The 22,269-nt window shown below is 64.1% G+C and carries 22 protein-coding genes; 10 read left to right on the forward strand and 12 right to left on the reverse strand.

Translation table 11 applies throughout. The features are described 5' to 3' along the window. Positions 1-24: 24 nt before the first annotated feature. Positions 25-351: a hypothetical protein gene (locus CEY05_RS04865; RefSeq protein ID WP_088596303.1), complete on the forward strand. Its 327-nt coding sequence runs from the start codon at positions 25-27 to the stop codon at positions 349-351. 41 nt (positions 352-392) lie between these two features. On the opposite strand, the gene CEY05_RS04870 is transcribed toward CEY05_RS04865, so the two are convergent. Beyond that, entirely contained in the window at positions 393-695 is a 303-nt protein-coding gene (locus CEY05_RS04870; protein ID WP_088596304.1) for a hypothetical protein, read from the reverse strand. A 321-nt stretch (positions 696-1,016) separates the two neighbouring features. Here CEY05_RS04870 and CEY05_RS04875 point away from each other — a divergent pair, with 321 nt between their 5' ends. Further along, entirely contained in the window at positions 1,017-1,589 is a 573-nt protein-coding gene (locus CEY05_RS04875) for an isochorismatase family protein (RefSeq protein ID WP_088596305.1), read from the forward strand. Positions 1,590-1,819: 230 nt separating this feature from the next. Here CEY05_RS04875 and CEY05_RS04880 read toward each other — a convergent pair whose 3' ends face one another. From CEY05_RS04880 to CEY05_RS04890, 3 genes are all read right to left on the reverse strand, one after another. Continuing rightward, positions 1,820-2,434, reverse strand: a complete 615-nt coding sequence (locus CEY05_RS04880) for a hypothetical protein (RefSeq protein ID WP_233161353.1) — start codon at positions 2,432-2,434, stop codon at positions 1,820-1,822. A 47-nt stretch (positions 2,435-2,481) separates the two neighbouring features. Next, positions 2,482-3,861, reverse strand: a complete 1,380-nt coding sequence (locus CEY05_RS04885) for an amidase (protein ID WP_088596306.1) — start codon at positions 3,859-3,861, stop codon at positions 2,482-2,484. Positions 3,862-4,009: 148 nt separating this feature from the next. Further along, on the reverse strand, positions 4,010-5,008 hold the full coding sequence (locus tag CEY05_RS04890) for a tripartite tricarboxylate transporter substrate binding protein (RefSeq protein WP_088596307.1): 999 nt from the start codon (positions 5,006-5,008) through the stop codon (positions 4,010-4,012). A gap of 262 nt (positions 5,009-5,270) precedes the next feature. On the opposite strand from CEY05_RS04890, the gene CEY05_RS04895 reads away from it, so the two are divergent. Further along, positions 5,271-5,927: a GntR family transcriptional regulator gene (locus CEY05_RS04895; RefSeq protein WP_088596308.1), complete on the forward strand. Its 657-nt coding sequence runs from the start codon at positions 5,271-5,273 to the stop codon at positions 5,925-5,927. 104 nt (positions 5,928-6,031) lie between these two features. Further along, positions 6,032-7,453 carry an amidase gene (locus CEY05_RS04900; RefSeq protein ID WP_088596309.1) on the forward strand — a complete coding sequence of 474 codons (1,422 nt, stop codon included), beginning with the start codon at positions 6,032-6,034 and terminating at the stop codon, positions 7,451-7,453. 127 nt (positions 7,454-7,580) lie between these two features. Here CEY05_RS04900 and CEY05_RS04905 read toward each other — a convergent pair whose 3' ends face one another. After that, a complete protein-coding gene (locus CEY05_RS04905; protein WP_233161354.1) occupies positions 7,581-8,621 on the reverse strand; it encodes a M48 family metallopeptidase in 1,041 nt (346 codons plus the stop codon). A 116-nt stretch (positions 8,622-8,737) separates the two neighbouring features. Between CEY05_RS04905 and CEY05_RS04910 the strand changes: the two genes are divergently transcribed. Continuing rightward, entirely contained in the window at positions 8,738-8,950 is a 213-nt protein-coding gene (locus tag CEY05_RS04910; RefSeq protein WP_088596310.1) for a ParD-like family protein, read from the forward strand. An 8-nt stretch (positions 8,951-8,958) separates the two neighbouring features. Next, a complete protein-coding gene (map, locus tag CEY05_RS04915; protein WP_088596604.1) occupies positions 8,959-9,732 on the forward strand; it encodes a type I methionyl aminopeptidase in 774 nt (257 codons plus the stop codon). Here map and CEY05_RS04920 read toward each other — a convergent pair. Then, on the reverse strand, positions 9,726-11,501 hold the full coding sequence (locus tag CEY05_RS04920) for a uracil-xanthine permease family protein (RefSeq protein ID WP_088596311.1): 1,776 nt from the start codon (positions 11,499-11,501) through the stop codon (positions 9,726-9,728). The two genes, map and CEY05_RS04920, sit on opposite strands and share 7 nt — an antisense overlap. Before the next feature lie 250 nt (positions 11,502-11,751). On the opposite strand from CEY05_RS04920, the gene CEY05_RS04925 reads away from it, so the two are divergent. After that, on the forward strand, positions 11,752-12,621 hold the full coding sequence (locus CEY05_RS04925; protein WP_088596312.1) for a PhzF family phenazine biosynthesis protein: 870 nt from the start codon (positions 11,752-11,754) through the stop codon (positions 12,619-12,621). 9 nt (positions 12,622-12,630) lie between these two features. Here CEY05_RS04925 and CEY05_RS04930 read toward each other — a convergent pair whose 3' ends face one another. After that, positions 12,631-13,689: a sensor domain-containing diguanylate cyclase gene (locus CEY05_RS04930; protein ID WP_088596313.1), complete on the reverse strand. Its 1,059-nt coding sequence runs from the start codon at positions 13,687-13,689 to the stop codon at positions 12,631-12,633. Positions 13,690-13,997: 308 nt separating this feature from the next. Between CEY05_RS04930 and CEY05_RS04935 the strand changes: the two genes are divergently transcribed. Further along, entirely contained in the window at positions 13,998-14,786 is a 789-nt protein-coding gene (locus CEY05_RS04935; RefSeq protein ID WP_088596314.1) for a transporter substrate-binding domain-containing protein, read from the forward strand. A gap of 69 nt (positions 14,787-14,855) precedes the next feature. Here the strand turns inward: CEY05_RS04935 and CEY05_RS04940 are convergent, their stop codons facing one another. Continuing rightward, positions 14,856-15,338: a PaaI family thioesterase gene (locus CEY05_RS04940; protein WP_088596315.1), complete on the reverse strand. Its 483-nt coding sequence runs from the start codon at positions 15,336-15,338 to the stop codon at positions 14,856-14,858. Between the two features lie 94 nt (positions 15,339-15,432). Here CEY05_RS04940 and CEY05_RS04945 point away from each other — a divergent pair, with 94 nt between their 5' ends. Next, positions 15,433-16,929, forward strand: coding sequence for a PLP-dependent aminotransferase family protein (locus CEY05_RS04945; protein ID WP_233161355.1), 1,497 nt, complete (start codon positions 15,433-15,435; stop codon positions 16,927-16,929). A gap of 25 nt (positions 16,930-16,954) precedes the next feature. Here the strand turns inward: CEY05_RS04945 and CEY05_RS04950 are convergent, their stop codons facing one another. Next, positions 16,955-18,070 carry an NADH:flavin oxidoreductase/NADH oxidase gene (locus CEY05_RS04950; protein WP_088596605.1) on the reverse strand — a complete coding sequence of 372 codons (1,116 nt, stop codon included), beginning with the start codon at positions 18,068-18,070 and terminating at the stop codon, positions 16,955-16,957. A gap of 223 nt (positions 18,071-18,293) precedes the next feature. Here CEY05_RS04950 and CEY05_RS04955 point away from each other — a divergent pair, with 223 nt between their 5' ends. Further along, positions 18,294-19,202 carry a LysR family transcriptional regulator gene (locus CEY05_RS04955; RefSeq protein ID WP_088596317.1) on the forward strand — a complete coding sequence of 303 codons (909 nt, stop codon included), beginning with the start codon at positions 18,294-18,296 and terminating at the stop codon, positions 19,200-19,202. 42 nt (positions 19,203-19,244) lie between these two features. Here CEY05_RS04955 and CEY05_RS04960 read toward each other — a convergent pair whose 3' ends face one another. Genes CEY05_RS04960 through CEY05_RS04970 form a run of 3 tightly spaced genes read right to left on the reverse strand, consistent with a single transcriptional unit; the run spans position 19,245 to position 22,245 of the window. Then, entirely contained in the window at positions 19,245-19,682 is a 438-nt protein-coding gene (locus CEY05_RS04960) for a hypothetical protein (RefSeq protein ID WP_088596318.1), read from the reverse strand. Continuing rightward, positions 19,679-21,184: an efflux transporter outer membrane subunit gene (locus CEY05_RS04965; RefSeq protein ID WP_088596319.1), complete on the reverse strand. Its 1,506-nt coding sequence runs from the start codon at positions 21,182-21,184 to the stop codon at positions 19,679-19,681. Before CEY05_RS04965 ends, CEY05_RS04960 begins: the two co-directional genes overlap by 4 nt. Positions 21,185-21,198: 14 nt before the next feature. Continuing rightward, positions 21,199-22,245 carry an HlyD family secretion protein gene (locus CEY05_RS04970; RefSeq protein WP_088596320.1) on the reverse strand — a complete coding sequence of 349 codons (1,047 nt, stop codon included), beginning with the start codon at positions 22,243-22,245 and terminating at the stop codon, positions 21,199-21,201. Between the last annotated feature and the right edge of the window lie 24 nt (positions 22,246-22,269).

Genomic DNA, 22,269 nt, shown 5'->3' on the forward strand with positions numbered 1-22,269 from the left:
CACCTGCGCGAAGATTGAAGACGTATGCATCGCCAGGCACACGTTCAGTATCGCCAAAGCGCTAAGCTGCGACACCAGCTCGCCGGTTGCCAGCAACTTGAAAGCGGGGACGGAGTGATCAATACGGCAATGCTGCCCATGATCATGACCTTCTTACGGCCTATCAGATCAGCAAGCAAGGCGAATACGGCGAACTTCTATCCGGCGCCGAAGGTCTTCGGTGGGGAAAAGCCCGACCTCAGCATGCCGTGCAGGCACGACCCGGACCTTGTTGGCATCAAGCACTTCAGCCGGCAGGAATTTTTCATGAGCGTCGACGGTATCGATCTCGAAGCGGAAGAACGGATCTAGAAGTACGATTTCTACTGTTTCCACACCGCCATGCAGCGCGGTCAGAAGTGATACGCGAACCGTGCCGTTGCCGTCTGATTGGTGTAATGGCTACTCAAATCCGCCGTATACGCCGCCTTCGCTTCAAACCCGCCAGCCCGATACAGTTGCAAGCCCAGATCGATCTTGCCCAGCACTTCGGGTGATTTCAAATGATCGTTGAACGTACCGATGGTTGAATCCGCGTTGACGAAGCTGGATTTCACCGTATAGCTGCTGTCCGGCCGATAGCTCACCCCAAACGCGGCATATGCGCGCAGCGACGTTTTCGAATCCAGATCGACGCGACGGCCGAATTCCAGCATCGGTGTAATCGCCACATTGACCTGCAATCTAGGGCGTAAGAACATTGTTAGCGTCGCTACACTGCAACAGAAATGTTCTAGAACTGTGATTGTCACAAGACTGAGTGTTTTTGCGCCTGCGCACCGACCACGTCCGATTGGCTCCATGTCGACCGGGCGTGAACTCGACTGCGCGGGGTACTCGGTCTGCACGGGATGATCCCTGGACCATTCGCGTGCCGCAATCGGGATGGTTTGGCGACAGAGTTCCGCAGCGTCCAGTGGCGAAAGGTCGCAGCCAATTCGCTAAGATATGCGCTTTCCTCGGTTGGTGCCTGCCCCATGACTACGTTAGCCGATCGTCCTGACGCCGCACTTGTCGTTATCGACATCCAGAATGGGGTCGTCGCGAACGCACATCGACGTGCCGAAGTACTAGCCGCCGTCAACGGGCTGGTTGAACGGGCCCGCATTGCACAGGTGCCGGTCATTTGGGTCAGGCACGCCGACGAGGATCTCAAGCCAGGCAGCGAAGCGTGGCAGATCGTTGCCGAGCTTGCCCCGGCGGCGGGAGAACCGATGGTCGAGAAGCGTTATCGCGACGCATTTGAAGATACCGAGCTGGAGCAGATCCTGGCGAAGCTTGGCATTGGCAAGCTCTTTGTGACGGGTGCGCAGACGGACATGTGCATCAGGTCTACGCTCCACGGCGCCCTTGTCCGCGGTTATGACGCGACGCTTGTCAGCGACGCGCATACGACCGACGACATGACGCACAGAGGGGCGCCGCCACCGGACGCGGTCATCAGCCATACCAATATGTACTGGAGCAATCAGAGGGCACCGGGCCGCTCGGGCGGAATAATCGAGAGTAAAGAGGTCGACTTCGCTCGCTCTGGTTTGCGAATGCGGTGAGCCCTCGAAGGAATGGGCCAGTGTTTCGCAGATCGCCACCAATGCCGCCTGACATTCCTTAAAGGACGCCCTCAACGGAAGCCGGCCCTCGGCGCAAATCCAGCACATTTCGCCGCCACGCTGAAGGAAGCGAAGGCCCCGTCCATGCCGAGGCCAGATTGTGTCTTCGCTCAAAAGCCAGAACCACGCTCTCTTCCGTAAATAACACCCCGGCTGCGGTTCCCCTCTTCCTACCGCCGCGGCCAAAGCCGGCAGTAAGTCTGGCTGTCTTCCAGATTCGCCCCCGTACTCCCATCAGCCCGAACCACCTTGATCCAGCCATTCGGATCCGACTTCGTCGGTGTATCGCCGCAGTTGTTGTGGACCCAATGGATCCCTCCCTTGAAGGGAATCCCGCAGACTTCCAACTTGTCGCCCACCACAATCGTATCCAGCGGCGCCGGCACCGCCTTGGAGTTCGGTCGATAGCCCGATGCAAAGACGTTATCGATCGCCACGTCGTACTTCTCCCCCGCCTCGTCCCGCAGCGTCAGATGCGTATGCGACAGTTCGACGCCCTTCTTGTACATGCCGTGCTTGAACTTCGGCGGCGAGACCACTTCGCCAACCAGCAGCTTGCCGCCAGCCGCCCTGCACTCACGCGCGTCGCTCGCATGCGCGGAAAGGGAAAGCAAAGCCAGCAACGTGGCAAGACCCACACGGGCCTGCACTGGGAAAAATCGACTTTGATGGAAACTTGGGCACGACATAGGCTGCTCTCCGAGATTGCGCATCGCCGATCCGTGCCCCGCCATGTCTGGCGGCAAGCGCGACACGCTCCGAGTAAGAGCAATCGGCGTGAGCAAGATTATGCCCCTCTTCCTCCGTCAGCCCGGACCGGTCGCAATCTCGCTCACTTCCCCAGCATCTGCTCGACCAGATGAGCCACGCCAAGCAGATACCGGTCGTCATGCCAGCGCCCGACCAACTGCAATCCGATCGGCAATCCCTTGGCAGTCCGACCGCAAGGCATGGACAAGGCAGGATGGCCGGTCAGGTTCATCGGATACGTGTACGGATACCACGCCGCGCGCACCGTGCCGGCAGGCTGGCCCGCAATCTCGACCTCGCCGCTGAGATCGGTATCGATATGCATGGGCGGTGCCGACAACGTGGGCGATACCAATACGTCCGCCTGCGCCAGCACACGTTCGATCTTGCGGAAATAATCGGTACGCGCGTAGCTGGCTTCCATCACCGCCACCGCACCGAGCTCCCTGCCCTGGAGTACGGCCTCGGCCAAGGTCGGGTCTATCTTGTCCCGATACTTCTCCAGATTGGCACCGATGCGGCCCGCCGCGCTGGCGCGATGGATAACCAGGAAATGCTTTTCGAGCGCAACGAAATCGATAAACACCGTCTCCACGATGGCACCCGCCGCCTCCATCAGGCGCACCGCGTTTTCAGTACTCGCCGCTACTTCAGGATCGACGGGATTGCCCGCCGTCGGCAACCACGCCACCCGCAGCCCCTGCATCGATAGCGGTGTCGGCCGCGCCACGGGACGTTGCGCCTGGCCATAGGGATCGCCACGATCCAGCCCCGCCAGCACATCGAAAAACATGGCGGTATCGGCAATATCCCGCGCCATGGGCCCGATGAAGGAATTCGGCGAGTAGAGATCCGGTGCCTGCAAGTGAGGCACGACACCCAGCGTCGGCTTCATTCCGACGATGCCGCAGCAGGAGGCAGGAATGCGTATGGAGCCACCGCCATCGGTGCCCAAGGCCAGTGGCCCCATGCCGGCAGCTACCGCCACGGCGGCACCGCTGCTGGACGCGCCCGGTGTGTAGTCCCGATTGATGGGGTTGTAAGTGCGCCCAAATATTGGCGCGGTGGCATACGGCTTGTGGCCGTATTCAGGCGTCGTGGTCTTGCCGATGAGAACCGCGCCGGCCGCCTTGGCCCGCGCGACCGCCACGGCGTCATAGTCAGGCACGTTGTGCTCGTGCATCAGCGAGCCCATGGTCGTCCTGACGCCAGCGGTGGCGGTAAGGTCCTTCACCGAATAAGGCACGCCATGCAAAGGCGGCAGGTCCTCGCCCTTCATCACCTGCTGTTCGGCGATGCGCGCCGTCTCCAGCGCCAGGTCGGCCGTCTCCGTGATGAAGGCGTTGAGATCCCGGCACGCATCCATGCGAGCCAGCGCCGATTGCACCGCTTCCACCGGCGAAACCTGCTTACGCCGAATCAACCCCGCCAGTTCGCGGGCGCTGAGGTCCATCAGATCCATATTCGTCTTCCCTGGATGTCCCGGGCATGGGTCAGCACGCCCACCTGTGACTCAAAGCCGGCTCACTCAAAGCACACCAACTCGAAGCCAATTGACGCAAAGCCATGCGACTCAAAACCAACTGACCCACACGAGATATGACCCAACCCTATTCGAACTGAATCCCGGATTGCTTGACGACAGGCTCCCAGAACGCACGCTCCTTGCGCACGCGCTCCGCCAACTGGGCATGGTCCAGCGGTTTCACAACCAGCCCGTTCTCCTGCAAGCGCTTGATCAGGCCAGGATCCTTGGCAGCCTGCAGGAACACTTTCTCCAAGGCAGCAGCGGTTTTATCCGGCAGGCCGGCAGGCGCGAAAATGGCGTAGAAACTGGTCGCCGCTTCGAATTGCGGGAAGCCCTGCTCTTTCACTGTCGGCACATTGGGCAAGGACGCCAAGCGCTCCGATCCGCTCAAGCCCAGGAATTTGATCTTGCCACCCTGATACAGCGGCACCATGCTCGCCGCGGCGTCCCAGCCCATGGACACGCGCGAACTCACCACGTCCACCAGCATGGGCGAGGCCCCTTTGTAGACCACGGGCGCGAAGTCCACGCCGATCGCCTTGCCCAGCGCAATGGACCCCAGCTGGCCGGAGCTTCCCTGCGCCGCCAGGCCTATGGTCGCCTGCTTCGGATTCGCCTTGGCCCAGGCCACGAATTCCTTCATGTTGTTGTACGGCTGCTCGGTGCCCGTGACGATGGCGGTGGGAATGTCCACCAGCAGCGCGATGGGACGAAAGTCCTTCTCGCCGTCATAGCCCAGGTTCTTGTAGGTATAGGGATAGATCGTGAACGACGGCGAAGTCGCCAGCAGCAGCGTCAGGCCGTCCGGCGCGGCGCGCTGCACATAGCTGTTGGCGATGCGGGTCGAAGCCCCCGGCCGGTTGTCGACGATGACTTCCTTCACGCCCTCCTTGGACAACTGCTCGGCGAACGCGCGCGCGGTCAGGTCGGCCGCGCCGCCCGGCGCGAAGCCCACCACGATCTTGATCAAGCCCTTGGGCAGATCCGCGGGCGCATCCGCCGCCATGGCCCGCCCTGCCGGCATGGCGAGCGCCAGGCCCAGCGCAGCCGTGGCGCACAACATCGTGGGCCGTAAACGCATCGCGGCGCCACGTGTGAAGGAGGCGCTCAAGGGGGCGAACTTTGAGGAAGCAAACGTCAAGGAAGCAGACATCAAGGAAGCAAATACGGGACGGCGGCGCTGGACGCTACGCGCCGGTGTCGTCTGAAGCTGTTGGGTCATGGTCGGCCGATTCATAGGACTTCCCCTAGGGTTGTGGATTCTGGATCCAGAATCCCGATTTTTTTGAGATACTAAGCGCACGGCATTTGTATCCACATTGGGACTTACCCCTGGGAGCACCATGGAAGCGAATTTCGATTGGCGCGAACGCCCCCGCCTGGTCGAAGAGGTGGCAAGCGTGATTCGCACCCGCATCTACAGCGGCAAGTACGCGCCCGGCCGCCCCTTGCGCCAGGTAGAGCTCGCTGAAGACCTGCGCATCAGCCGCACGCCGCTGCGCGAAGCCCTGCGCATCCTGGAGCGTGAAGGCCTGGTGACGGCCGATACGGTGCGCGGCGTCAATGTGATCAATGCGACCCCGCGCCAAATACTGGACGCCTACCAGTTGCGCCAAGTGCTCGACGGCCTGGCGGCGCGGCTGGCCGCGCTGTCGGCGCAAGGCCGGGCGGTCGCCGAACTGCAACCCATCCTGCAGCGCCAGCGCCAGATGCTGGACCCCTGGGACATAGGCGAATACACCGCGGCGAACGTCGACTTCCACACCCGCATTTTTTACCTGAGCGGCAACGAATACGTCATCCGCCAGATCCCGACGATCTATATGACCTCGCAGATATTCCGTCCCGGCGCCAAGCACGAACGCGCCGCCGACGCGATAGAGGAACACACCGCCATCATGCACGCCATCGCCCAGGGCGACGCCCCGCTGGCCGAACGGCTGGCCATCGGCCATGTGCAGAACACCATCGACATGGTCGTCGCCTGGCAGGCGGCGTAGGCATCCAGGACGCTGCGTCCGAAAACCTGCATCCGGCGCCGTCGCCCGAGGCCCGCCCTGCCCAGTACCGGCGACCATCACAAGAATCATCACAAGAGGAAGTCATGACCGATTTGAACTACCTGTCCATCGTCGAGCTCTCAGCCTTGATTCGCGGCAAGCAGCTTTCCCCGGTCGAACTCACCCGTTCCGTGCTGGAGCGGGCTGAACGCCTGCAGCCGACGCTGAACTGCTTCATCACCCTGTGTGGCGATGCCGCGCTGGAAGCCGCGCGTATCGCCGAACAGGAGATCACGGCGGGACAGTACCGTGGTCCCCTGCACGGCATCCCCTATGCAGCCAAGGATCTGGTCGACACCGCCGGCGTCCGCACGACCTACGGCACCCTCGCCTACAAGGACCACGTGCCGGGGCAGGACGCCGTGGCGGTGGCGCGGCTGCGTCAAGCCGGCGCCGTTCTCTTCGGCAAGACCACCACACCGGAATTCGGCAGCCAGTGCATAACCCGGTCGCCCCTGTTCGGCGATACCCGCAATGCGTGGAGCGCCGCGCACTCCAGCGGCGGTTCCAGCGGCGGCGCGGCGGTGGCGGTCGCGGCCGGTATCGGCCCCATCGGCATCGCCACCGACGGTGGCGGATCCACCCGCATACCCGCCGCGGTCAACGGCGTGGTGGGATTGAAGCAGAGCTTGGGCGTCGTTCCGCACAGCCAGGCCCAGGACGCCTTCGGCAATCAGACTTACGTCACGCCGATTTCCCGCAATGTGATGGACACCGTGCTGATGCTGGACGCCATGGCGGGCGCGCACGGTTGCGATCCGTGGGCCAGCGCGCGGGGTACGCCGGCGGTCTGGGATGAACAGACGCCGCCCTCGTTGGCGGGCCGCCGGATCAAATATTGCCTGGCTCCCAAGGGCAAGCTGGTCGAGCCCTCGGTCGAACAGGCTTTCCAGGCCGCACTGAACACGATGGCCGATGCCGGTGCCAAGCTCGAACCCTTCGAAGCGGGCGAGGAATTCGACGTCGAACCCATCTGGCGTACCGTCAACCACACTGTCTGGCGCTCGCGTTTCGGCAAGCTGGTGCAGGACCGGCCCCAGGATTTCAGTGCCACCTTCATCCGCCAGATCGAATCGGCCCAGCACTTCACCGCCGCGGATTATCAAGAGGCCATGTTCGCCCGCACGCGCCTGTTCCGCCACGTCGAGAACCTGCTGGGCGACGCCGACATCCTTGTCACGCCGACCTTGCTGCGCCCCGCCCTGCCGCTGGATCAGGACCTGTACTCGCCTTTCGAAATCGCCGGTCAACGCATAGAGGGCATCCGCAGCAACTGGTTCCCGTGGACCATGCCATTCAACATGACGGGCAATCCCGCCATCAGCCTGCCCAACGGTTTCGATGCCGCCGGCCTGCCGATAGGGATACAGTTCATTGGCTCCCTGGGCCGAGACAAGGCGCTGCTCAAGCTGGCGCTGGCCTTCGAGGCATTGACGCCGCAACACTACCGGCAGCCGATCGCCTGAAGCGGCGCGTGGCCCCCCTGATACGAGGCTCGGCCGACCGCGTGAAACGAAACGGGCCGATCAATCGATCGGCCCGCAGCGCGTTTACAAGATGACTAGCGATTCTTCAAGGCGATATGCGCTTCGATCAGGTCCAGTCATCGTCGGACGATCCGCCGCCGCTGTCCCAGGAATCGCCACCACCGCTATCCCACGAATCACCGCCACCACTGTCGCTGGACGAGTCGCTACTGTTCTTCCAGGGATAGTCGATATTCCAGGTCTGGCCATTGCCGTCATCGTCGTTGCCCTGCAACTTACGCGTCGGACCATCGTCGTCCCAGGAATTGGCATCGCGCAGGCCGAAGTCCTTGCCGCCCATGTCGTAGTTGGAGCCTGTGGCATCAGCAGCTGTATCGCGTGTAGCGTTAGCATCGCCGGCCGAGCCGGCCGCCGCGGACGAACCGCCGTGCAGCACGCGATTCATCAAGGCCTCGCCGGCCACCACGCCCGCGCCCACGGCAGCGCCGGTAGCCAGCCCGCCCATGATGCCCGAGCCCAAACCGCCACCCGCCTGGCCCGGTCCGCCAGCGCCGGGATAGCCATATCCGCCTTGCGGACCGTAACCGTTCGGCCCCATGGGCGGCGGACCGCCATAAGGCGTCACCCCGCCCGCAGCACCGCCGTTGCCATAAGGATTGCGATTGGCAGCGGCATACGCGGCCCGGCGGCGCGCCTGCAGCATCAGCGACACGACGATCACCAAGGCCGCGATGCCCAGCACCATGCCCCAGGGAATGCCGCCGAACGTGCCGGCGCTGCTTGCATGCGAGGCGCCATTCGACGAACTGCCCGACGATATCCGCGTCCGCAACTCATCCACGGCACCCGGCTTGGCGAAGCGCTGATCGGGATCCAGCCGCAAGGCATTATTCAACTCCACCTGCGCCTGCTGCAGCTTGCCCTGCTTGCCCAGCAACTCGGCTTGCACGAAATGCGCCTTGGCGCTGTTCGGATGATCGCGCAGGATCTGGTCCATCATCTCCTGGGCCTGACGATAATTGCCGGCCTGCGCGGCCTGGTACACCTGATCCGGCGTTGCATCGGCGGCCAGGACAGCGCCACTGAACAGCAGGCTGCTGGCCAGCAACATCGATCCGGCAAATGACTTCATGTGTGCGGGGAACATAGTGAGCCCTCCAATAACCCTACATAAGATAGTGCCGGAAAGGGGAAGTTCAATATATACTCCATATACGTTTCATATAGACGCTTCACAAATGAAGCGACAGACGAGTCAATGACATGGGTATCGTGAACATCGATGACGACCTGCACGACCAGATACGCAAGGCCAGTAGCGTATCGTGCCGGTCCATCAACGCGCAGGCCGCTTTCTGGATCAAGATCGGCATGCTGTGCGAAATGCATCCGACGCAGACCTTCAACGAGATCGTGGCGAGCGAATTGCGCGCCGCGGGCGTCGTTCCGCAAGCCGTCAGGGTCGCGACGGCATGAGCAAAAGCATCATCAAAACGCCTGAAGAAATCGCCTTGATGGCGAAATCAGGCGAATTGCTGGCCCAGGTATTCGAACATCTGGATGGCCTGGACCTGACCGGCATGTCGACCATGCAAGTCAATGACCTGGTCGACGACATGATCGTCGAGCAGCTGAACGCGCGCCCGGCCAGCAAAGGGCAATATGGCTACGCCTATGCGCTCAACGCCTCGCGCAACAAGGTCGTCTGCCACGGCGTGCCCTCGCCCACGGAGATGCTGCAAAGCGGTGACATCGTCAATTTCGACATCACGCTGGAGGCCAACGGCTACATCGCGGATTCCAGCAAGACCTATCTGGTCGGTGAAGTCGCGGCGCCGGCCAGGCGCCTGGTGGAAGTCACCTACGAAGCCTTGTGGAAAGGCATCAGGGCCGTGCGCCCCGGCGCCAGGCTGGGCGACGTCGGGTATGCCATCGAGCGGCACGCGCGCAAGAACGGCTATACCGTGGTGCGGGAATACTGCGGCCACGGTATCGGCCGGGAAATGCATGAGTCGCCCGAAGTGCTGCACTGGGGCAGGCCGAAAACCGGCCTGATGCTGCGTGAAGGCATGACGTTCACCATCGAGCCCATGATCAACCAGGGCCAATCCGCCGTGCATACCGAAGACGACGGCTGGACGGTCGTCACCAGCGACGGCAAGCTGTCCGCGCAGTTCGAACATACGGTGGCAGTGACCCGCAACGGTGTGCGGGTACTGACCCTGCGGCCCGGGGAAAAGGCCCCTGCGGCTCAATGATCGAAGTGCAGCAGTAAATAGCCCTGGCCTTCCTTGCCCCGCGTTCCATTCACCACCCGATCGGCCCAATGCCGCACCAGCGTGCTGGACACGCGCGCCACCGCTTCTTCGATGGCCGCATCGAAGCCCTTGTCGTCCAGGTCGTCGACCGACAGCGTGGGCGTGGCGCCGCCCTGCTTGCTGGGTAGCACCAGCGCCGGGCCGTCGTAGAGCAGCTCGATATCGAAATTGAATTCGTCGAACATGCCGCGCACGCCACGGATCTGGCGCCGGCTGTCCTGCTGCAGGACATCCACGGCTTCAAGCGCGGCCATGGCGGCGCGTTGCACGACGTCGCGGCGCGCGCCCCAGGCGCCGCCCTGGCGTTCGACGAACGCGATCACCTGTTCGCCGATCGGGATGCCGCCCGGCTCGATGGCGCGTTGCACCTGTTGCGCGGTGCCCAGGCGGAAAAACAGATTCAAGGCGATCGCCGTAATGCCGGCGACGATGAAGCCGCTGCCCACCAGCAATTGCATGGAATCTGGCGCGTGTTTCGGTATGGCAGGCATGAACATCACGGCCAGCCCTGCGCACATGGACAAACCCACCGTGAATATCCCCCGGCTATCCACCGCGCGCGAGGCGATCAGCTCGATGCCCGACACAATAAGGAAGGCCGCCGCATACAGCTCCACCGCGCCCAGTACGGCCGTCGGGATCAAGGTCAGGGCCAGCGTCACTTGCGGCAGGAAGGCGATGGCCGCCATGAATGCCGCCGTCAGCAATCCTATGCGGCGCGCGGTCGAACGCGTGGCATGGCACAGCGCGATATTGGCCGAGGAAATGGCCGTGGGATAGCCTCCCAGCAAACTGCCCAACATATCGCCCAGCCCATTGGCCTGGACGCCGCGCCCGATACTGCGCATGTCCGCGCGGCGCCACTCGGCATCCTCGATTTTCTCCATCATGATGACGCTGCCCACGGTGTCCAGCTGCGACAGCACGGAGATCAATCCCACCGCGATCAATAGATCCGAGGTCACCGAAAAATCCGGTGGATGGATGGCCGGCAAGGCCATCCACGGCGCCGACGCCAAGGCTGCGCCGCCCTCGATCTGGCCGAACAACGCCGCCGTAATCACCCCCGCGCCTATGCCGATCAACAAGGCCAGCAGGCGCACACCGCGCGCGCCCCATACCGAACACAGGACGATGGCACCCAAGGTGACGCCCGCGATGATCAGGCTGACAGCGTCCATGCTGCCATCCTCGTTCAGGCCCACCGCATGGCGCACCGATACGCCGATCAGGGAGATGCCGACAAAGCACACCACCACACCGGCCACCGTAGGCGGAAACACGGCCCGCAGCCGCTGCATCAGAGGACTGATGGCCAGGGCAACCACGCCACCGACGAAGGTCAAGGTGGCCATGCCGCCCATGCCGTGACGCTGCATGGCAATGGCGGCAAAGGTGATCATGAAGGGATTGGGCATGTGCACCAGCAAGCGGCCCGCGCCCAGCCGGCCTCCCCATGCCTGCATGGCCGTGGCCAGGGCCATGCCGATCAGCGTCACCGACAGCAGGGATTGCGTATCCGCGGTATTCAGTCGGGCGTTACGCGCCGCCGCCAGCAGATAGGCGATCAATGCCAACGCCGTCGCCAGATGCTGAATCGCCAGCAGGACCAGGGTGGTCCGCGGGAGTCGATCGTCGGCGCCGTAGATCAGATCGACGGGACGCCGGCGCGGCGGGGGAACGACGGGTGGCATTATCGTTGTAGGCATGACGCTCCATGATTGGGCCCGCAAAAGGCGATTCTATTACCGGCATTGCCCCTGGACTTCAATCGGCGTGGTTCGGCATAGCCACGCTTTTTACGGTATCCGGGGCGCGCCTGCTGGCGCTCTGTCGTCCGCTCGCCGGCCTGCCGGCCACTGATCTGCCTGAACCGCACAGACGCACCTTTTAGCATGACAGGCGAACGCCGCTAAGCCCCCCTACAATGCCATCTCCCAACCTTTGGCTTCCCACGTCATGGCTACCTACGCTTTCCGCCTTCTCAACGTTTTCGCCGAATCGACATTCGGCGGCAATCAGCTGTGCGTGTTCGAAGACGCGCGCGGGCTGGACGATGCCACCATGGCGGCGTTGACGCTGCAATTCAATCTGTCTGAAACCACTTTCATCCTGCCTTCCGATGAAGCCGATGCGCGCGTGCGCATCTTCACGCCCGGCTATGAAATGCGCTTCGCCGGCCATCCGACGCTGGGTACCTCGCACGTCGTGCGTGAGTTGCGCGGGACGGGGCCGTCGCTGAAGCTGGAATTCCTTGCCGGTGTGGTGCCGGTCTGGGCGCAAGAGGATGTCTGGACCTTCACGGCGCCGCAGTCGGGGCCGCTCAAGCACCGCGGCGAACCGACGCCGCCGGCGCAGCTGGCCGCGATGCTGGGCCTGGCAGAGAGCGATTTGCTGGACGCGCCGCGCTGGATCGACACCGGCGCCGATCAACTGCTGGTGCCTGTGCGCAGCGCGGAGGCGGTGCGCCGGGCGGCGCCTGACAGCGCGCTGTTCGACGCCTGGCCGGCCAGCAGCCTGGGCCGCAAGACGGCCTATGTGTTTGCCTTCGAGGAGGAGCCCACAGGCGAGCAGCCCGGGCGCGTGCTGGCGCGTTACTTCTTCAGCAAGGGCGGCGCGGTGGTGGAAGACCCGGGCACCGGTTCGGCCTGCGCCAATTTGGGCGGCTGGCTGCTGCAACAGGGCCGTGCCCTGCCCGCCCGCTATCTGGTCAGCCAGGGCGAGGCCGTAGACCGGCCTTGCACGCTGCGCCTGCAGGTGACACAGGACCGGCAGGTGCAGGTGGGCGGACGCGTGATTGAGATAGGCCGCGGGACGGTGACGATCTAGATCCGCCGCTTACCTGACTTCCTCGCCTTCCTTGCGCACGCGCTTGATCTCGTACATGCGGCGGTCGGCCAGCCGCACGGCAGCTTCCGCGGTCAGCTCACGGGGGTCGATGGCGACGACGCCGGCACTGGCGCCGCCATAGTCGATATCGTTCGCCAGGATCTTGTATTGGCCCGCGGTCGATTCGATCAAACGGTTCTGCACCAGCAGGACCGCTTGCGCGGCGGAGGCGGCGTCGCCTCGCGCCAAGTGGACATCCGTCTTGCCATCGTCCAGATCGGGGCCGGGACCGACGAACAGGAATTCATCGCCGCCCATGCGGCCGACCATGTCGCTGGACCGGATTCCCCCCACCAGGCGCCGGGCGATTTCCTGCAGGAAAAGGTCGCCGGCCTGGTGGCCGTACGTGTCGTTGATGGACTTGAAGCCATCCAGATCCAGCATCCCCACCATCACGCTGCTGTTGGAACGGCGGCCGCGCGCCAGCAGCCGCTCCAGTTCGTCGTAGAGCGCACGCCGGTTGGGCAGACCCGTCAGCGCGTCGGTCAAGGCATAGGACGTCAGGCGCTGGTTGGCGACCCGCAGATCCTCCACCAATTGTTCCCGCTGGATGAAGATTCCAACCAGGTTGGAGAACAGGTGCAGCAATTCCTCGGTACCCGGCTGCAAGGGCTTGCGTGAAGCGCTGCAAGCGCACAGGGTGCCCAGGAGCTGGCCGTCGGCCTTGCGTATGGGCGTGCTGAGATAGGTCTTGATGCCCAAGGCACGGGCAGCGGCCGAGTCTCCCCACTTGCCGGGAACATCATCCGTGTACATCTGCCCGTCATCGAGCGCACGCTTGCACAGGGTATCTTCCCAGGGCACGGACATGCCTTCCGGGATGGTCAAGGCCCCGTCATTGAGGGCATAACGCGTGACCTGGATACCGCGGTCAAGATCGATCGAGGTCAGGAAAGTGGATTCCAATCCAGTGGCTTCTCCCAGGATTTCCAGCATGGGGCGCGCCAATTCACTGAGCGACTTCGCTTGAGGTAGTGCATTCGAGAGTTGGGAAAGAATACGGTCCAAGACTCACCTTGACGACAAACTGCATATTGCGAATTTAGCAAACAAAAACGTTTTTCCGGGCGACAGGTAATCGCGGAAATGATCTCAAAGTTGCGACTATCTACGGGCCAGTCCTAGCTCGCCTGCCCGCAAACCCTCGATTAATATGGTTCGGCACGAAAAATGGCGTGAGATGCATTTGTCAGATTCGAAAAATATTGCTGACAATCTCATCCTTTGCATGACAGTCCCGGAACAATTTATTTCGCCTTAATCTCGTCTCGGCGAGAAAACTCGCCGTTTTATTTATTCTGGATATCGAGCTGGCCATGAAAATTCCAATGATTGCCGCATTGCTGTTGTCCACTGTCGCGGCGGGCGCCGCGGTTTCCGTGCAAGCGCAGTCCGCGCCAAATGTGCTGGCGCGCGTCACCCAAAACGCCACCTTGCGCGTATGCACGCCCGGTGACTACAAGCCATTCAGTTTCCAGCATGCGCCGGGAGAATTCGAAGGGCTGGATATCGACCTGGCCCAGTCCCTCGCGGCCTCGCTCAACGCCAAGCCGCAGTTCATCAAGACGACCTGGGCCAATCTGCTGCCGGATTTCGTGGCGGGCAAATGCGATATCGCCGTAGGTGGGATATCCGTGTCGCTGGAACGGCAGAAACAGGCTTATTTCAGCGCGCCTTATATGATCAACGGCAAGACGCCCATTACTCGCTGCGAGAACGTGGCGAAGTACCAGAGCATTGCCGATATCGACAAGCCTGAGGTGCGGGTGATTTTCAACCTGGGCGGCAGCAACGAGAAGTTCGCGCGCAGCAAGCTGGCGAATGCCAAATTGACGCTGCATGGCGAGAACGTCACCATCTTCGACGAGATCATCAAGGGCAATGCGGATGTCTTCGTCACCGAAGCGGCGGAAGCGATCGCGCAGAGCAAGCTGCATCCCGAATTGTGCGCGGTGAATCCCGACAAACCGCTGCAGTATGCGGAGATGGCCTATCTGCTGCCCAATGGCGACGAGGTCTTCAAACACTACGTCGACCAATGGCTGCACCTGGCCCAGGCGAATGGGGAGTATGCCCAGTTGAGCGCGAAGTGGCTGGGTAAGTAAGCCTCACGAGGGGCGGCATACCCGCAGTGGCCTTCTCAAGGGCTGCAACAGTAGGCACTGGCGGTCCGGCTAACGCCCTTTCGCCCCATCGCCGCGCAGGGTCAACACCGCGCTGCTAATGGAGGCGACGGGCTTGCCGTCTTCCCGCGTGATGTCGCAGACATAGTGGCTGACGGTGCGTCCACGATGCGTCGCGTGGGCGTGGGCGCGCAGGCGCTCCTTCCACACGGGCCGCAGGAAGGTCGCCTTCAAGTCGATGCTGGTGAAGGACTCGCCTTGCAGCATCACCGTCGAATGGGCGGTACCGATAGCGGCGTCCGCCAGCTCGCACAGCATGCCTCCATGCACAGTGCCTTGCTGGTTGCCATGGCGCGCGGGATCGGCGTCCAGTTCGATCTCCGCCGTGGCGAGTCCCACGTCGATCAGACGAAAATCCAGCAGTTGGGAGATGGCGGTGGGATAACGCAGGAGGGTTTGCGCACCGGCGGGCAAGGTGCCGTCGATCTGGTGGCGCAGGAAATCCAGGACGGGTAAAGGCACGGGCGTATCCATGGTGGCGCGGTCTCCAAGATATGAAGAAGGGGATGATTCCCGCAGCCTATCGCTGTAGACTATGACAATCAAAAAATTGTCCTAGGTACGCGTCATGGCAAATCGAGCGATGGAATACGGCGTGGAGCCGGATCAGGGTGTGGCTGCCGCTGCCGGGGCCGGGGCTGGCGCCAAAGCCGGCGCCGGGGACAGCGCCCATGGCGCGGACGCCATTGCAGGCCTGCTGGCCGACGACATACGTAATGGCCGCCTGGCGCCCGGCGCGCGCCTGCCCACGCATCGTGAACTCGCCACAAGGCACGGCATCGCCGTAGCCACGGCCACCAGCGTTTACGCACGGCTCAAAGCGATGGGCCTGGCCGTTGGTGAAACCGGCCGCGGCACGTTCGTGCGTGACCGGCCACCGCGCGGTGAATGGGACCCGGGCGACGAAGCACGCCGCAGCGCCGGTGTCGCGGACCTGTCGTTCAATCATCCAGACTGGCCGGGCCAAGGCGACATGCTGCGCGAAGCCCTGCGCGAATTGACCACGGGCGGCGACCTGGCGGCGCTGCTGCATCAACAGCCACCCGGCGGCCGGCGCCACGATCGCCACGTCCTGCGTGACTTCCTGGCTAAGCAACGCGGCATCGACACCGACGTAGAAAGGCTGTTCCTGGTCAACGGCGCGCAGCATGGCCTGGACTGCGTGATACGGGCCTTGCTATCCCCTGGCGATGCCGTGGCCGTCGATGCACTCACCTACCCTGGCTTCAAGATGGCAGCCGAAGCGCACGGCTTGAAGCTGCATGCCATACCGGCGCTAGCGAGGAAATGGCAGGGGCCGCACGCAGCGCAGGGATCAGTCGAATCCCATGAAGCCGGTGAAGCCGCCGGCCCGGATCTTGATGCCCTCGAAGCGCTATACCGCCGGCATCGAATACGCGCGATCTACACCATGCCCACGTTGCATAACCCGCTGGGCTGGGTAATGACCGAGCAGCAGCGCCAGCACCTGATCGCCCTGGCGCGCAAATACGACAGCCTGATCATCGAGGACGGCGTCTATGCGCACCTGGCGCCGGATGCACCCGCGCCCTTGGCGGCGCGCGCCCCGGAGCGCACGGTCTACGTGTCCAGCCTTTCCAAAAGCCTGGCCAGCGGCCTGCGTTACGGCTACGTGTCCGTCCCGCGCGAATCATCCGGACGCGTGAAAGCACATATCCGCGCCAGCCATTGGAGCCTGCCCACGCTGGTAACCGCGCTGGGCACACGCTGGATAGCCGATGGCACCTTGGCGCGCCTGGAGGAACGCCAACGGGGCGACGCCCGGCTACGCCAGCACTGCGCGCGGCAGGCGTTCGAGGGCATGGACCTGATCGCGCACCCGGATTCGCTGTTCGTGTGGCTGCCATTGCCGCCGGAACTGCGCATGGACCGGATCGCCGAAGCGCTCACGCAGCGTGATATCGCGGTATCCAAGGCCGAGGCCTATGCCACTACCCGGCATATCCCGCACGCCCTGCGCCTGGGCCTGAGTTCGGTCCCGCTGGACGCCTTGCCGCGCATACTGCGGACCGTGCGGGAAACCATAGAAGGTTTCCCGCCATGAGCGCATGCGCGTACAACCCTGGCGCTTACTGCGCCGCGCCCTTCCCCGGGCCCTTGTAGCGCGACAGCCAGTGCGCGTAAGGCGCGGGCAGTACCCAGGCGGGATTCTCCTGGCCCAGCGCCACCGCCAGGGCATACGGGTAGTGCGGATCCGCCAGATGCGCGCGAGCGATCATGACCAGGTCCATCTGGCCATCGGCGATGGCGCGCTCGGCCACTTGCGGGTCGTCCATGCACCAACCCGACGCCACCGGCATGCCGGTCTCGCGGCGCACGCGCGCAGCCACTGGCGCCAGGAAGCCGGACCCCCACGGCGTGCGTCCTTCCATCGTCGAAAAGCCGATGCTGGCATTCAACATATCCAGACCACCCGCATGCATCTTGCGCACCAGGTCGATGGACTCGGCCAGCGTCTCTTCGTCGCGGCCATCGAATTCGATGACGCCGAAACGCGCGGTCAGCGGCAGGTTCTCCGGCCACACTTCGCGCACGGCGGCCAGCGTCTCAAGCAGAAAGCGGCCACGGTTCTCGGCGCTGCCGCCGTACATGTCCGTGCGCTGGTTGGCATGCACCGAGAAGAAGCTCTGCGCCAGGTAACCGTGCGCGAAATGAAGCTCAAGCCACTGGAAACCGGCATCGCGCGCCCGGCGCGCGGCGGCCACGAAATCGCCGCGCACGCGGTCGATATCTTCCAAGGTCATCGCACGGGGCATCTTGGGCAAGCCACCGCCGAACGCCAGCGCCGACGGCGAAATCGTCGCCCAGCCGCGCGGGTCGCCATCGGCGATGTGATCGTCACCTTCCCAGGGCAGATTGGCACTGGCCTTGCGCCCCGCATGGCCGATCTGGATGCCGGGCACCGCGCCCGCGGCCTTGATACGCGCGGCGATGCGGGCCATGCCCTCGGCCTGGGCATCGTTCCACAGGCCGGTACATCCCGGCGTGATCCGGCCTTCCGGCGACACCGCCGTGGCCTCGACGATGACCAGGCCCGCGCCACCGCGCGCCAGGCCGGCATAGTGGGCGTCGTGCCATTCATTGACCATGCCGTCGACGGCGCTGTACTGGCACATGGGCGGTACGGCGATGCGATTGCGCAGCGTGACGTCTTTCAGGGAAAAAGGGGTGAATAAAGCAGCCATCGTGATCCAGGAATCCAAAAAACGGGAAGTTCCACGGGACGCGCCATGCGTTCGTGCGCCCAGACCTGGGAACACCGTGCGCGGAACTTGGGAAGGTGTTCAGACTACCTGCGTCATGCCCCGGCGTAAACTAATGGATCATTATCAAATGAATAAGAAATCCTTATGCAAAGGCCACTCTGCGTAAACTAATGGGACATGATCAAATCGATAAGGGATGCTTATGCTGAATCCCCAATGGCTACGCACCTTCGCGGCGGTGGCCGACCTGGGCAGCTTCACGCGCGCGAGCGAACGACTAGGCCTGACGCAGGCAGCTGTCAGCCAGCATGTGCGCGCGCTGGAAGACGAACTGGGCCCCCTGTTGATCCGTCGTCCCCGCCAACTGGAGCTGACGCCGGCGGGCACGGCCTTCCTGGCGTATTGCGCGGAGGTCGAGCAGGCCGACCAGCGCCTGCGCGCGCGATTGTCGGACGCCGATGACTCGACCGGCCTGATCACGCTGGTCACCCCCGGCAGCGTGGGCCTGGCGCTCTATCCGCGTCTGCTGGACCTGCAACAGCGCCATCCCGGACTGATCATCCGGCATCGCTTCGCACCGGATCCGGAGATCCTCAGCGCGGTACTCGACCGCAAGTACGAATTGGGATTGGTGACCTTGCGCCCGGACGATCCGCGTCTGGCGTCGGCGCGCTATACCGAAGAACCGCTGGAGATGGTGACGCCGGCCGGCGCCCAGGTGAATGATTGGAGCGACCTGGAGGCCCTGGGCTATATCGACCATCCGGACGGGCAGGCGATGGCGACTCGTTTGTTGAGCCGCCATTTTCCCGGCAACCCCGGCATCCGCTCCCTGCCCTGCAACGGCTACACCAACCAGGTCGGCCTGATCCTGGAGCCGGTTGCGCGCGGGCTGGGCTTTACCGTGCTGCCTCAATATGCGCGCAAGGTGTTCAGGCACCAGGACAGGATCAATGTCGTCGACTGCAGGGCGCCGGTGGTCGACACGCTATGGTGGACCTGGCGTGGAGAATGGCCTTTGTCGGCCCGCGCGCAACGGCTGATCGACGTTTTGGAGGAACCGTCCGCGCATGAAAGCGAGGGCGTCGGGCGGCGGGCGCGGCGCCGCTAAGCCGCGTCCGCGAAGCACCGTCCGACTGTCCTTGCCGCCGCATCATCCGTATGCCACCTCCCTATCGTCCTGCGGCGGCCGGCGTGTCGCGTGGCGAAAGCTGATGGCCAGCCCTTCGCTCAAGCTGCCCACCGCATAGTGCGCGATGCCGAAAGCCTTGCTGGCCCCGCGCCCGCGCTGCGCCGCCGCTTCCCGCCGTTGCGCATCCGGCTCGATCACCACCAGGGCCGCGCACACCCGCGCCAGGGCGTCGCGATTCGCCTTCAGCCAGATGCCGCGCTGCTTGTAGTCCTCATGCGGTTCCTCCGCGGGTGTTTCCAGATAGAGCACGGAAAACGGCTCGCCATATTGCAGCAGCATCTCCATCTCCGCGACCCATTGGCGCGCGTAGCCCGGCTCGATGGCGCCGGGCCGCACGACCACCGCGGGAAAGCGCGTCACGTCGTGGACCGTAAAGAAAGCATGGTTCAAGGTCTTCATGAGTTATCTCCGTCAGCGTTTGCGGCAGCCAGGGGAAAGCTCGATTCCCAGCCGCCGCCCAGTGCCTTGAACAAGCGCACGATGGCCAGGTCCATCCCGGTATCGCTCCGTGCCAAGGCCTGCTGTGTGGCCAGCAGATCCTTCTGCAAGGCCAGCACGTTAAGAAAATCGGCCGCACCGGCGACATACTGCCGGCGCGCCTGCTCCAGCGCGGTCTGGTTCTGCGCCACCGCCGCGCCCAGTTTTTCGTGTTGGCGCTGCAAGGCGCCGTAGTCGCCCAAGGCATCCGCGACTTCATGCCAGGCCCGCAGGACGACGCGTTGATAGTCGATCATGGCTTCCTGCTGGCGCGCCTGGCTCAAGGCCAGCTGGCCGCGCAACCGGCCGCCATCGAACAGCGGCACATGCAGCACCGGCCCGATGCCGAAGATGCGCGAACCCCAGTCGCCCAGGTCGTTGAACTGCAACGCCTGCAAACCGGCATCGCCGGACAGGGTGATGCGCGGATAGAAATCCGCCACCGCCACGCCGATGTTCGCGGTGGCCTGGTGCAAGCGCGCTTCGGCGGCGCGGATATCCGGCCGGCGCCGCGCCAGTTCGGCCGGCAGGCCGACCCGGGCCACCGCGGGCGGCGCGGGGATGGGCGCGGCGCTGCGCAACTCGCCCGCCAGCGCCGCGGGCGGCAAGGCCAGCAGCCGGCTCAAGGCGTTGACCAAGCGATCGGCGCGATTGTCCAGGTCCGGCAGGCGCGCTTCGATGGTGCTGACTTGCGCCGCCGCTTCCGCGACGTCCACGCCGGTCGCCACGCCATCGTCATAGCGGCGCTGAGTCAGTGCCTGGCTGTGGCGCGCGATGTCCAGATTCTGCGCGACGATGGCCCGTTCCGCCTGGACGCCACGCAAGGACATATAGGCCTGCGCGGTGTCCGCCAGGGCCGCCAGCAGGACGTCGCGTTGCAGCTCGGCGCTGGCCTGCGCGGCGGCACCTGCCACCTCGGCCTGGCGCCGCACGCGTCCCCACAAGTCGATTTCCCAGGCCGCGTCGAAGCCGCCCTGCCACAGGTCGTAATCGGCCTTGCCTGCACGACCGGAAGCATCGGACAAGCCATTGCTGCTTGCGCGGGCGTGGCGATAGGACGTGTCTGCGCCCACCTCGGGCAAGCGATTCGCGTCCGCCACCCGTAGCGCCGCGCGGGCCTGCGACAAACGGGCTGCCGCGGCCTGCACGTCAAGGTTCGCGCCCGCGACCCGGTTCAGCAGCGCATCGAGTGTCGGGTCATTGAACGCCCGCCACCATTGGGCATCCGGCGCGGCATCGGAGATGGCGGTCCTGGCGGCGTCTGGCGCGGCGCCCCCGGCGGCGGTCCCGGCCGCGTCCCACCGCGCCGGCAGCGCCGCCTGCGGCGCCTGGAAATCCGGCCCGACCGCGCAGCCCGCCATTTGCGCCAGCAATACGCCTGTGACCACCCAGCGGATGGGATGCCGGGACGCGCGGCGTTTCATGCGTGTTCCGCACATCATCGCGGACCTCCCTCTTCACCCGCATGCAGCGTGGCTTCCACCGACATGCCCACGCGCAATCGATCCAGCCCGGCTTGCCCCGGATCCAGCCGTATCTTCACCGGCAACCGCTGTACGACCTTGGTGAAGTTGCCCGTTGCATTGTCCGGGGCCAACGCCGCGAACGTGACACCGGTGGCCGGCGCCACGCTATCCACCGTGCCATGCAGCACATGATCGGGATAGGTATCCACGCGTATGTCGGCGCCCTGCCCGGCCCGCACGCTTTCCAGTTGCGTTTCCTGGAAATTGGCGACCACATAGGCCTGCTTCAGCGGCACGACCGCCAGCAGCGGTGTACCGGGCGTCACGTAGGCGCCTACACGTAATGAACGCTGGCCAACCATGCCATCCACCGGTGCCTCGATGCGTGTCCACGACAGGCTCAGCCTGGCGCTTTCCAGGGCCGCATTGCTACGCTGCAGCGTCGCGTCCGCGTGCTGGCGCTGCGCCTGCAGCAGACTCACCTGTTGGCGCGCGGCCTGAAGGGCGGCCTCCTGGCGTTCGACCTCGGCCGCCGCGGTATCGATGCGCGCGCGCGCCTGCTGGGCGTTCTGCACGCTGCCCGCGCCGTGCCTGGCCAGATCCGTATAACGCTCATAGTCCGAGCGCGCGAACACGCGGGCGGCGCGGGCCGCGGACAAGGCGGCCTGGGCCTGCGCAATGACGGACTGCTGTTGCGCCAGCGCGGCGGCGGCACTGGCTACCGTCGCCTGCGCCACTGCCACATCGGCGCGGGCCGCATCCACTGCCGCCACATAGTCGCGATCATCGATACGCGCCAGCAGTTGGCCCGCGTGCACTTGGGCGTTGTCGTCGACCAGCAGTTCGCTTATCTGTCCGGCGACGCGCGGCGCCAGCACCGTGTAGTCGGCGCCGATGTAGGCGTCGTTGGTGGTCTGGCCGCTGTGCGTTTCCATGCGATACGCGCCCAGCAGGCCGCAAAGCACCAACGGCGCGCCCAGCGCCAGGACGATCTTCAATTTCTTGTTGCTATGGGACATACCAGTAAAACCTTCGAATGAATC

The organism is Achromobacter sp. HZ34, from assembly GCF_002209485.1.
Classification (GTDB): Bacteria; Pseudomonadota; Gammaproteobacteria; order Burkholderiales; family Burkholderiaceae_B; genus Bordetella_C.